The organism is Haloactinopolyspora alba, assembly GCF_003014555.1.
Classification (GTDB): Bacteria; Actinomycetota; Actinomycetes; order Jiangellales; family Jiangellaceae; genus Haloactinopolyspora; species Haloactinopolyspora alba.
Window position 1 is genome coordinate 129,101 of record NZ_PYGE01000015.1, and the last position, 11,460, is coordinate 140,560.

The window sequence follows — 11,460 nt, forward strand, 5'->3', positions numbered from 1 at the left end:
GCGCGCCGCTGCGAGAGGCATCTTTTCATGCCGGGGTTCCGTCCACCCACCCCAGCTCCCCCGAATGGTGCTGGCGCGCACGGTGTGGAGCAGGTGTCGCTGTGGCGACACGACATTCACACCGAGCCGTGGCCTCCGGCGTATCACGAGTACCTCGACCGCATCACGAGGCGTTGACACGCATCACCAGGGCTACAGGGGTGGTGACGCATGGATGTCCATGGTGAACGTGATCAATCACGCCCGGTTCAGGCCCGCGGGTGCGCCTGCCGGTAGGCGGTGCGCAGCCGGTCGACGGAGACGTGGGTGTAGATCTGGGTGGTCGCCAGCGACGAGTGACCGAGAAGCTCCTGCACGCTGCGCAGGTCCGCACCGCCCTCGAGCAGGTGGGTCGCGGCCGTGTGCCGGAGCCCGTGCGGGCCGAGGTCCGGCGCGCCGGGCACCGCGTCCAGCCGCCGGTGCACCACGGTCCGGGCGGCACGCTGGCCCAGCCGTCCACCGCGGACGCCGACGAACAGCGCTGCGCCCGCCGCGGGCCGGGCGAGGTGCGCACGACCGTCCCGCAACCACGCGTCCAGCGCATGCTGCGCGGGCACGCCGTACGGCACGCTGCGCTCGCGGCGCCCCTTGCCGACCACCCGCAGGACGCGACGCTCGGAGTCGACGTCGTCGACGTCCAGCCCGACCAGCTCGCTCACCCGGATGCCGCTGGCGTAGAGAAGCTCCAGCAGCGCGTGATCGCGCAGGTCGACCGGCTCACCACCGAATGCGGCGTCGGCCGCCGCCTCGACGAGCTCGCCGGCCTCGCGTTCGCGCAGCGCCGCGGGCAGGCTGCGGTGCGCCTTCGGCGAGCTCAGCAACACGCCCACGTCGGTGCTCAGCAGCCCGCGGCGGTGAGCCCATGCGGTGAAGACCCGGACCGCCGAGGACCGCCGTGCCAGTGTCGCGCGGGAACGACCCCGCGCCTGCTGCCCGGCCAGCCAGCTGCGCAGAACCGCCAGGTCCAAGCCCGCGAGGTCGTCGTGGCCGAGCCGCCTCAGGTGGACGAGCAGGCTGGTGACATCGCCGGCGTAGGCCCGCACGGTGTGTTCGGACCGGTCGTGCTCGGCGGCCAGGTGCCGGGCGAACTCGTCGACGACCCCGGCCAGCGCCGGGGGCAGTTCATCGGCGCTGTCCACATCAGCTGAGCCTGGGCCCGGCGCGCCCGGGGGTCAAGTACCGCCACGCGTTCGGCCGCCGACACGTGTCCCCACCCCTCCGCCGGAAAGGCGCCACCCGTCCCCGTCGCCGTCCACGAGACCGGCCGCGGCCAGCTCGGTCAGGGCGCGCATCACGATCTGCGCCGGCAGACCCGTCGCGGCGGCCAGGCCCTCGACGGTCGAGGGCTCGGCGGCGTCCATCGCCTCACGGACGTCGCGTGGCGTGGGCCTCAGCCCGTCGAGCGGGCGCCGCTCGCCGACCCGGGTGGGCGCCGCGTCGGCGCCGAGCCGGCCCACCGCGTCGAGCACATCGGTGGCGTCGGTGACCATGGTGGCGCCCTTGTCCCGGACCAGGAAGTGGCACCCCGACGACAGCGCGGACGTGACCGGGCCGGGCACCGCCAGCACCTCGCGGCACAGCCGGTCGGCCCACGTGGCGGTGCTCAACGCTCCAGAGCGCAACGCCGCCTCGACCACGACGGTGCCTCGCGTCAGCGCCGCGATGACGCGGTTGCGTGCGATGAACCGGGACCGGGTGGGCCGCATGCCGGGCGGCAGTTCGCTGAGCACGGCGCCGGACTCGGCCACCCGCCCCAGCAGGGCGGCGTGACCGCGCGGGTAGGCGACGTCGACACCGCAGGCCAGCACGGCCACCGTCGTTCCGCCGAGCGCGAGGGCACCACGGTGTGCCGCCGCGTCCACGCCGAACGCCGCCCCGGACACCACCGTCCAGCCGGCGCCGGCCAGGTCCGAGCCCAGGTCGGCTGACACGCGCTCGCCGTACCGTGTCGCGGCGCGTGAGCCCACCACGGCGACCGCCGAGTGCACGGCGGCGCCCAGCTCGGCCTCGCCGCGCACCCACAGACCCAGCGGCGGCGGGACCGCGTCGGCGCCCGCGTCGAGCGTGTCGGCCATCACGTCGAGCTGCGGCGGCCAGCCCGGCTCGCCCGGGCACACGTACCTCACCCCGAGACGCTCGGCGTGTCGCAGCAGCGCGGCGCCGTCGACACCGTCCGCCCGGCGCCGGAGCGTCTCGTTGCGGTCCAGTCCGTCGTCACCGTCGCGCACGGCCGCCCACGTGCGGGCCGCGCTCTGTGCTTCGACACGTCGCATGATCGCGGTCACCCCGGGCTCCACCACCGCCGACAGCGCGGCGCGGGCCGTGCGCTCCGGTGTGTCCACGGCGCTCACGCGACCTTCCCGAGCCGAAGGTCCACGGCCGATACCACGTCGTCGCGGGTGGGCCGGTCGTGCCCGGCGAGATCACCCACCGTCCACGCGAGCCGCACGATGCGGTCGGCTCCCCGGACCGTCACGCTGCCGCGCCGAAGCTCCGCGTAGGCGGGCGCGGACACGTCCGCGGGCAGCCGCAGCTCTCGCCGCAGATACCAGCCGGGCAGCTCGCCGTTGGACCGCCACGGCGTGTCCTTGAGACGGCGTTCCTGCCGCTCCCGCGCGAGCGCGACCCGCTGCGCCACCACGGCGCCGGACTCCGCTGCGTCGACGGCCGCGTCGATGTCCGCCAGACTCGGCGCCTCCACCCGCACCCGGACGTCCACCCGGTCGCGGACCGGTCCGGACAGGCGCTGCCCGTACCGGCGCACGGCATCCGGGCTGCAGGTGCAGTCACGCAACGTGCTGCCGTGGTTGCCGCAAGCACACGGGTTCTGCGCGAGGACCAGCAGGAACCGTGCCGGGAACACCGCCGTCGCCTCGGCCCGGGCGAGCACGAGCTCACCGCTCTCGAGCGGCTGGCGCAACGAGTCGAGAACCCGGGGCGAGAACTCCGGCGCCTCGTCCATGAACAACACCCCGCGGTGGGCCAGGCTGGCCGCGCCCGGGCGGATGACCCGGCTTCCGCCGCCGACGACAGCCGCCGGGGACGACGTGTGGTGCGGGTCCGCGAACGGCGGCCGGACGATCAGCGGGCGGTCCGGCGCCAGCACGCCCGCCACCGAGTGGATGGCGGTCACCTCGAGCGACTCGTCGGTCGACAGGTCGGGCAGCACGGTGGGCAGCCGGCGCGCCAGCATGGTCTTGCCCGCGCCCGGCGGCCCGTCGAGCAGCAGATGGTGGTGGCCCGCGGCGGCGATCTCGAGCGCCGCCTTGGCGTCGTGCTGACCGGCGATGTCGGCCAGATCGACCGCGTCGTCACCCGGCGCCGGCCGCGGCGGCTCGGCGACGACCTCGTCCGGCTCCTCGTCCGGCACCGGAACCCCGCGGAGGAACGCCAGCACCTGGCGCAGCGACCGTGCGCCGAACACCCGCACGCCGGGCACGAGACGCGCCTCCTGCGCGTTGGGCTCGGGCACGACAGCCTTGGTGAGGCCGGCCTGCGCGGCCGCGAGCACCGCCGGGAGGACGCCGCGGACCGCGCGCAGGCGCCCGTCCAGGGCCAGCTCGCCGAGCAGGATCGCGCCCTCGACAGCAGGGGCCGGTACCTCTTCGGCCGCCGTCAGCACGGCCACGGCCACACCGAGATCGAAGTGGCTGCCGCGCTTGGGCAACGATGCCGGCGACAAGCTCACCGTGATCTTCTGCAGCGGCCAGTCCTCACGGCTGGACAGCACCGCCGCCCGCACCCGGTCGCGGGCCTCGTGCAACGACGCGTCCGGCAGCCCCACGAGGCTGAACCCCGGCATGCCGCCGATGTGCGCGTCGATGTCGACGAGGGTGCCGCGGACCCCGACCAGCGCGGCGCTGCGGCAGCGCCCGAGCCGCGTCACGGCACACCCCTGACGTGCTCGACCTGCGGTTCCGGACGCGTGCGGTGCACCGCGACCACGTCGACACGCACCGCCGCCCCCGTCCGGCCCCGCGCGGTGAGCCATCGGCGCGCCAGCCGATGCAGGCGCGCCGCCTTGTCGCGGGTGACCGCCTCGAGCCCGGAACCGTAACCGAGCCCACTGCGGGTCTTCACCTCACAGACGACCACCGTCTCGCCGTCCAGGGCGACGATGTCGATCTCGCCGATCTCGCAGCGCCAGTTCCGCTCGACGACGACATACCCCGCGCGTTCCAGGTGCTGCGCCGCGATCCGTTCACCGTAGGCCCCGATCATGTCCTTGACCCGCACCGGCCTCACCTCCGGTCACGAGCCTGGCGTGATCGGCGAGCACGCCCAAGACGGTCCGCGCAGAATGTGGACGACGGCGTGCGGAGAGGCGGCCTGTGGACAACGACCGGCCGGCGGCCGCTACGTCTTCGGGACCTCGAGGTCGCTCTTGGCGAGCTCCTCCACGTTGACGTCGCGGAACGTCACCACCTTCACGTTCTTCACGAACCGCGCCGGCCGGTACATGTCCCACACCCAGGCGTCGCTCATGGTCACCTCGAAGTAGACGTCCCCGCCCTCGCCACGGACCTGGAAGTCGACGTTGTTGGTGAGGTAGAAACGCCGCTCGGTCTCGACCACGTAGGAGAACAGGCTGACCACGTCGCGGTACTCGCGATAGAGCGACAGCTCCATCTCGGTCTCGTACTTCTCGAGATCCTCAGCACTCATAGCTCGCCCTCTCCTCTCGAACCGTTCTCACTCACCGATACCACGCGGGCGACGTTCGCGTACGACCGACGGTGAACCGGGCTGGGTCCGTGCGCGTCCAGCGCCTGCTGGTGCTCCGGGGTCGAATAGCCCTTGTGCGCGTCGAAGCCGTACCGGGGCCACTGCTCGTGCAGATCGCACATGATCCGGTCCCGGGTGACCTTGGCGAGCACGGACGCGGCGGCGATACACGCCGCGACCTGGTCACCCTTCCACATCGCCAGCCCGGGCACCCCCAGGCCACCCACCGGGAACCCATCGGTCAGCACGTACCCCGGCGCACAGTCGAGCCTGGCCAGAGCCCGACGCATCGCCTCGACGTTGGACCGGTGCAGCCCGACACGGTCGACCTCGTCGTTGTCCACCACGACGACCGACCAGGACCGTGCCCGTCGCCTCACCTCGTCGTAGACGCGCTCGCGCGCGATCGGCGTCAGCAACTTCGAGTCCGCGAGCTCCGGAACCTCGCCCCGGCGTCCGTCGGCCAGGACCGCCGCGGCCACGACCAGCGGGCCGGCGCACGCGCCGCGTCCGGCCTCGTCCGCGCCGGCCACCGGGGCGAACCCGGTGCGGCTCAGCGTCCGTTCGTAGGCGTACATCCCGGAGTCACGCCGGACGACGGTACGGCGGCGAGCGATCGACACGGTCATGGTAGTGATTCAGCCTACGACGCCGGGCAGCCACGCGACCGTCACGGCGCGGGAACGTCGTCGAACGCGTCGCCGCCGGACACCGATCCCCAACGGGAGACCGGCCAGGCGATCGCGAAGGCCTTGCCGACGACCAGATCCTCCGGGACCGTGCCGTGGATGCGCGAGTCGCCGGAGTTCGACCGGTGGTCGCCCATGACGAACACCTCGTCGTCCGGGACCTTCTCCTCGAACTTGCTGAGTGACGGCGAGTCGCCCGGGTACAGATAGCCGGTCTCGTTGATCGGCTCGCCGTTGACGGTGATCCGGCCGGCGTCGTCACAGCACGCGACGGTGTCGCCCCCGGTGCCGATGACGCGTTTGATCAGGTGTTCCTCGGAGTCGTTCGGCAGCACGCCGACGAACTCGAAGAAGTCCTTCACCACGGCCCCGACACCCTCGTCCCCGGTGTCCGCCCCGGGCCCGAGCCACTGTCCCGGGTCCTCGAAGACCACCACGTCGCCACGGTTGATGTCGCCGAACGTGAGGCTGATCTTCGACACCAGTACCCGGTCGCCGACCAGCAGCGTGTCCTCCATCGACCCGGACGGGATCAAGAACGGCTGCACCAGGAAGATCCGCACCACCGTCGCGATGAAAAGCGACAGCACGACGACGATGGCCGTCTCTTTGACGAGCGCCGTCCAGCGGCGTCGTGCGGTGGGGTGATCGTCGTTGTCAGCACCGTCCCGAGGCGGGTCCTCCTCGGTCACGGATTCCCCCTGTGATCCCCGGGGTGTGCCCGGGGACGAGTCGAACGCTTCGGCTGGCACGCAGGACACAATACGGGCCGCGCGCCGGATGCCGGGAAGCGGCACGTCGCGCCCGCGCCGTGACTCCTGCCACGGGCGACCTTCAGGTCAGGGCTTACGAGCGCTTCTCGGGGATCTTGGCGGCCTTGCCACGGAGGTTGCGCAGGTAGTACAGCTTGGCGCGACGGACGTCGCCCCGGCTGACCCGCTCGATCTTCTCGATGATCGGCGTGTGGACCGGGAAGGTGCGCTCGACGCCCACACCGAAGCTGACCTTCCGGACGGTGAACGTCTCGCTCACCCCGGCCCCCTGGCGGCGGATCACCACGCCCTGGAAGACCTGGACACGCGAACGCGAGCCCTCGACGACGCGGACATGGACCTTGAGATTGTCACCCGCGCGGAACTCCGGGACGTCGTCGCGGAGCTGGGCGGCGTTGACTGCGTCGAGCGTGTGCATGACGTGGATTCGCTTCCTCGCGGGCGCCACAGGTCGCCAACGGTATCGGTCGAGTGGTCTGCGGTGGCAGCGGACGGCGTCCCCCTGTGGCAGGACTACCGCATGCCGAGCAACAGCGTCTCAGTCTGCCACAGAAGGCGGCCCGGCACGAAACCCGGCGTCGTCGAGCACGGCACGGTCGTGGGCGTCGAGCCGCTCCGGATCGATCCGGTCGATGAGGTCCGGCCGGCGCTGTGCGGTGCGTCGCAGCGCCTCGTCACGCCGCCACCGGGCCACCTTGCCGTGATGCCCGGACAGCAGCACATCGGGCACGTCGAGCCCGCGCCAGGACGGCGGCTTGGTGTAGACCGGGTACTCGAGCAGGCCGTCCACGCCGTGCGACTCCTCGACCAGGGAGTCGGGGTTGCCCACCACACCGGGCAGCAGCCGCGCCACCGCCTCGACGACCACCAGGGCGGCGACCTCGCCTCCGTTGAGCACGTAGTCGCCGATCGAGACCTCGGTGACCGGGATCCGGTTGGCGGCGTCGTCGACGAACCGTTCGTCGATGCCCTCGTAGCGCCCGCACGCGAAGACCAGCCACGGCTCGGCCGCGAACTCGTGCGCGCACGCCTGGTCGAACCGCCGTCCCGACGGGGTCGGCACGACGAGCCTCGGCCGGCGGCCGTCGTCCGGGGTGGCGACCCCGTCGTCCGGGGTGGCGGCCCCGTCGTCCGGGGTGGCGGTCCCCGACGCGACGACGTCGTCCAGCGCCTCGCCCCACACGTCCGGCTTCATCACCATGCCCGCGCCGCCGCCGTACGGAGTGTCGTCCACCGTGCGATGCCGGTCGTCGGCCCACTCACGCAGGTCGTGCACACGGACGTCGAGCACCCCGGCCCGGCGCGCCTTGCCCACCAGGGACAGCTCCAGCGGAGCCAGATAGTCCGGGAAGATCGTGACCACGTCGACGCGCACGGCTCACTCCCCCGCGGCGGCGTCGTCCAGCAACCCCGCCGGCGGATCGACGACGACCCGGCCCGCGCTCAGGTCGACCTCGGGCACGATCTCGGCGACGAACGGCACCAGCACCTCGCCGCCGGCCTCGCGCCGGACGGCCAGCAGCTCCTGCGCCGGGGTGTGGACCACCTCGCCGACGGTCCCGACCTCTGCGCCGTCGGTGGTGACGACCCACAACCCGACCAGCTGATGGTCGTAGAACTCGTCGGGGTCGTCGGGACGGGCGTCGTCGGCGATCTCGGCCTGCAGCATCGTGCCACGCAGCGCCTCGGCAGCGTCTCGGCCGGACGTGGCGTCGAACCGCACCAGCAGCCGGCCGCCGTGCCAACGCGCGTGGCGCACCGTCAGCGGCCCGGCCCCGGGCGGCTCGGTCGTCAGCACGGCGCCCTCGGCGAACCGCTCGTCCGGATCGTCAGTGCGCACCTCGACGGCGACCTCTCCGCGGACACCGTGCGCGCGCCCGATCCGTCCCACGGTGACGATCATCGTCCACCGCTCCCCTTCATCGCACGCCGTCCCTGTGCACACCGAGATCCGGGCCGGACGGCGAAAGGCCCGTGCCGCCGAGGTGCTCGCACCCCGCGACACGGGCCGCCGTCCGCGTCGGCGTATCGCCGATCCGCACCAGGCGCGTCAGCGTCCGTCGACGTCGACGAAGTCGATGCGGACACTGCCGTCGGCCAGTGCGCCGATGACGGTCCGGAACGAGCTCGCGGTCCGGCCGCCCCGGCCGATGACCTTGCCCAGATCGTCCGGGTGCACCCGAACCTCGAGCAGCCGCCCGCGCCGGAGCTGTTTGTGCCGGACGCTGACGTCGTCCGGGTGGTCGACCACGCCGGCCACCAGGTGCTCCAGTGCGTCGGAGAGCATCAGGACTCGTCCGTGCTCGCCTCGGCGGCCTTCTCGTCGGCCTTGTCGTCGGCCTTCTCGGCCTTGTCGGCCGTCGCGTCCTCCGCCGTGGCCTCAGCCTTGGCGTCGTCGGCCTTCTCGTCAGCCTTCTCGCCCGCCTTGGCCTCGTCGGCCTTCGGCGCGCTCTTCTTGGTCGTCTTCTTCTTCGGCGTCGTCGCCTCGCTCTTCGGCTCGCCGTGTACCTCGGCGAGCGCGGCGTCGAACGCGGCGCGCTTCTCGGCCTTGGGCTCGGCCACCTTGAGGGTGCCTTCGGCGCCCGGCAGGCCCTTGTGCTTCTGCCAGTCGCCGGTGACCTTGAGGATGGCCGCCACCGGCTCGGTGGGCTGCGCGCCCACACCCAGCCAGTACTGCACCCGCTCGGAGTCGACCTTGATCAGGCTCGGCTCGACCTTCGGGTTGTACAGACCGATCTCTTCGATGGCACGGCCGTCGCGCTTGTTGTGCGCGTCGGCGACGATGATGCGGTAGTGCGGCGAGCGGACCTTGCCCATCCGCTTGAGCTTGATCTTGACAGCCACTGGGGTGGAGTCTCCTTGGATGTTCACGCGTGAGTGACCCGTCGCCACCCGGAGTGGGGAACCGACGACGACGGTTCGATGGACTCGGCTCCCGCCGGTGAGAGGGTCCGCACGGTTGCCGGTTCAGCCTGCCATTGTGCCAGATCGCGTCGCCCGGCGCCCAATCGGGTCGCGCGGAGCCGGGGGCGACCGAGGAGCGCGCCGTGTGAGGCGCGCGACAGCCGTGGCGACGGAGCGTGCCCAACGCCGCGAGCGCCGCCGCGAGCGTAGTGCGGCCACCGTTCGCTCGTGCTCGGCGCGTCTGCGTCGCTCGATGTGCGGGTCGTACACGCCCGCGTGGATGTGCAGCATGTCGAGACCTCCTCAGGTCCGGTGCCGGTCGAGATCGGACGGCCGCGCGGAGCCCTCGTCGGCCGGCACGTCGTCGGCGCTGACAGGGACGGCGGCGCTCGCCGGCACGCCGTCCAGCGACCGCGAGCGCCCCGCCCGCAGCACGAGCAGGACGGCACACGCGGCGACGGCACCGGCCATCACGGCGACGAGGATGCGGTAGTCGACAGCGGCGATCAGCGCTGCGCCGGTCGCGATGCCCACCGTCTGCGGACCGTTGAACGCCATGGTCGTCGCGGCCGACACCCGTCCCTGCAACCGCGCCGGTGTCAGCCGCTGCCGCAGCGTGACCAGCCCCACGACCATCCACACCACGCCGAGACCCAGCACGGCCGATCCGGTGCCGACGACCGCGACCGACGGGACGAGCCCGGTCGCGAACCCGGCGGCGATGAGCGCGAGACCGACGCCGATGGTCGCGTGCTCGCCGAGGCGCCGGATCACCCACGCGGCGGTGAGACCGCCGAGAACCGAGCCGCAGCCCTGGATGCTCGCGAGCACGCCGAAGAACTCGCTGCCGAGCTCGAGCCCGTCGTCGATGACGGCGAACGTCGTCGAGTTGCCGAAACCCGTCGCGGCGAAGGCGATGCCGACCAGCACCACGGTCCGTGCCAGGCCCGGCACGGTGCGGATGTGGCGCGCACCGGCGGCCACCTCACGCACGAAGTGCTCGCGTTCTGCGGACGGGCTCGGCGGTGTCTCGTCGACGCAGACCGTCAGCATGACGAGGGCCGCGATGACAAGTGCCGACGACGTCAGCACGGCGACGGCCCCGCCGCCGTAGACCGTGTAGAGCCCGGCCCCGACGAGCGGCGTGAGCAGCCGCAGCCCCTGATCGATCGTGCTGAGCACGCCGTTGGCGCCGGCGAGCTCGTCGTCGACGAGCATGTCGCGCAGCAACCCGGACTGCGCCGCGCTGGTCAGGTAGCCGACACAGCCGTAGCCGAACGTCACGACGTAGATGAGCCAGAGCTGGTCGGCCGACCGGACGAACAACAGCGCGAGAACCCCGACGGCGGCCACCACGTCGACGACGACGACCAGCCGCCGCCGCGACACGCGGTCCGCGACATGGCCGGCGAACGGCGCCAGGAACACGGGCAGCCCGAGTGCCAGGAAGACCAGGCCGGCGGCCGCGTTGCTGCCGGTCAGGTCCTTGGCCCAGATACCGAGCGTCAGGATCAGCGCGCTGTCGCCGAAGTTGCTGAACGTCCACGCGGCGCCCAGCCGGCGGAAGCCGGGCACCCGCCACGCGCTCATGATTCGGCTTCTGCGGCCACGTCGACGCTCGAAGCGCCGAGCAGGTGGACCGGCCGAGCACCGGCCGGACGGCGGGACGGGTCGTCGCGACGATCCCGGAACCGGTCGGCGAAGCGAGTGTGCAGCTCCGTGACGGCCGTGGTGATCTCCTGCGCCTCCTCCGCGGTCAACCACATGGACGAGGTGCTCATGGCCGTGGCCTCGGTCCACTCTTGCGGCTCGCTGCTGGCCCGGCCGAGCCAGCGCTTCAGCCGATCGGCCTCGCGGTCGACGATCAGCTGCGCGAACATCGACACCTCGTGCAGCGACGCTGGATCGTCGTGGTCCGGCCCGATCTCGCGTGACCGGGACGCGAGACGCCAGGGCTTCTCCCGCCCGCGCGGCTCGGCTGGTTCGACGTAGCCGTACTTGGCGAGCATCCGCAGGTGGAACGAGCAGCTGGCGACGCTCTCGCCGGTGCGCTCGGCGCACTGGGTCGCCGTGAGTTCGCTCTCCATGCCGAGCACGTCCATCAGCTCGAGGCGCAGTGGATGCGCCAGGGCACGAACGCTCTGTGGGTCGCTGATCCGCTGCCGCTTCTCCGTCATGACAGTAAAGATAGCTTTAGCAAGATAGCTTTAGCAACATGTCTTTAGTATCTGATGCGAATGACGCTTCTATGTCAAGTGGTGGTGTTGTTGCTGGTGGTGAGGTCGGTGGTGAGTGTGCGGTAGACGACGTCGGTGAGGTGTCGTTTGAGG

The 11,460-nt window shown here is 72.1% G+C and carries 14 protein-coding genes; all 14 read right to left on the reverse strand.

Going from position 1 to position 11,460, the window contains the following annotated elements:
• Positions 1–248: 248 nt before the first annotated feature.
• Entirely contained in the window at positions 249–1,178 is a 930-nt protein-coding gene (locus CLV30_RS18755) for a tyrosine recombinase XerC (protein WP_106538747.1), read from the reverse strand.
• Between the two features lie 33 nt (positions 1,179–1,211).
• On the reverse strand, positions 1,212–2,390 hold the full coding sequence (gene dprA, locus CLV30_RS18760; RefSeq protein ID WP_205740617.1) for a DNA-processing protein DprA: 1,179 nt from the start codon (positions 2,388–2,390) through the stop codon (positions 1,212–1,214).
• Positions 2,387–3,925: a YifB family Mg chelatase-like AAA ATPase gene (locus CLV30_RS18765; protein ID WP_240723213.1), complete on the reverse strand. Its 1,539-nt coding sequence runs from the start codon at positions 3,923–3,925 to the stop codon at positions 2,387–2,389. Before CLV30_RS18765 ends, dprA begins: the two co-directional genes overlap by 4 nt.
• Positions 3,922–4,275, reverse strand: a complete 354-nt coding sequence (locus CLV30_RS18770) for a YraN family protein (RefSeq protein WP_106538749.1) — start codon at positions 4,273–4,275, stop codon at positions 3,922–3,924. Before CLV30_RS18770 ends, CLV30_RS18765 begins: the two co-directional genes overlap by 4 nt.
• A 120-nt stretch (positions 4,276–4,395) precedes the next feature.
• Positions 4,396–4,704 carry a DUF2469 domain-containing protein gene (locus CLV30_RS18775; protein ID WP_106538750.1) on the reverse strand — a complete coding sequence of 103 codons (309 nt, stop codon included), beginning with the start codon at positions 4,702–4,704 and terminating at the stop codon, positions 4,396–4,398.
• A complete protein-coding gene (locus CLV30_RS18780) occupies positions 4,701–5,393 on the reverse strand; it encodes a ribonuclease HII (protein WP_205740618.1) in 693 nt (230 codons plus the stop codon). Before CLV30_RS18780 ends, CLV30_RS18775 begins: the two co-directional genes overlap by 4 nt.
• Before the next feature lie 41 nt (positions 5,394–5,434).
• A complete protein-coding gene (gene lepB / locus CLV30_RS18785; protein ID WP_165358515.1) occupies positions 5,435–6,145 on the reverse strand; it encodes a signal peptidase I in 711 nt (236 codons plus the stop codon).
• A 154-nt stretch (positions 6,146–6,299) separates the two neighbouring features.
• Entirely contained in the window at positions 6,300–6,644 is a 345-nt protein-coding gene (rplS, locus tag CLV30_RS18790) for a 50S ribosomal protein L19 (protein ID WP_106538752.1), read from the reverse strand.
• A 120-nt stretch (positions 6,645–6,764) separates the two neighbouring features.
• Entirely contained in the window at positions 6,765–7,601 is an 837-nt protein-coding gene (gene trmD, locus CLV30_RS18795) for a tRNA (guanosine(37)-N1)-methyltransferase TrmD (protein WP_106538753.1), read from the reverse strand.
• Positions 7,602–7,604: 3 nt separating this feature from the next.
• Positions 7,605–8,129 carry a ribosome maturation factor RimM gene (gene rimM / locus CLV30_RS18800; RefSeq protein ID WP_106538754.1) on the reverse strand — a complete coding sequence of 175 codons (525 nt, stop codon included), beginning with the start codon at positions 8,127–8,129 and terminating at the stop codon, positions 7,605–7,607.
• A gap of 147 nt (positions 8,130–8,276) precedes the next feature.
• Positions 8,277–8,513, reverse strand: a complete 237-nt coding sequence (locus tag CLV30_RS18805; RefSeq protein ID WP_106538755.1) for an RNA-binding protein — start codon at positions 8,511–8,513, stop codon at positions 8,277–8,279.
• Positions 8,513–9,070: a 30S ribosomal protein S16 gene (gene rpsP, locus CLV30_RS18810; protein ID WP_106538756.1), complete on the reverse strand. Its 558-nt coding sequence runs from the start codon at positions 9,068–9,070 to the stop codon at positions 8,513–8,515. Before rpsP ends, CLV30_RS18805 begins: the two co-directional genes overlap by 1 nt.
• Positions 9,071–9,433: 363 nt before the next feature.
• Positions 9,434–10,720 (reverse strand): MFS transporter, encoded by a 1,287-nt coding sequence (locus CLV30_RS18815; protein ID WP_106538757.1) that lies wholly within the window; start codon positions 10,718–10,720, stop codon positions 9,434–9,436.
• On the reverse strand, positions 10,717–11,307 hold the full coding sequence (locus CLV30_RS18820) for an ArsR/SmtB family transcription factor (protein ID WP_106538758.1): 591 nt from the start codon (positions 11,305–11,307) through the stop codon (positions 10,717–10,719). The genes CLV30_RS18815 and CLV30_RS18820 overlap by 4 nt, the downstream gene beginning before the upstream one ends.
• Positions 11,308–11,460: the final 153 nt, after the last annotated feature.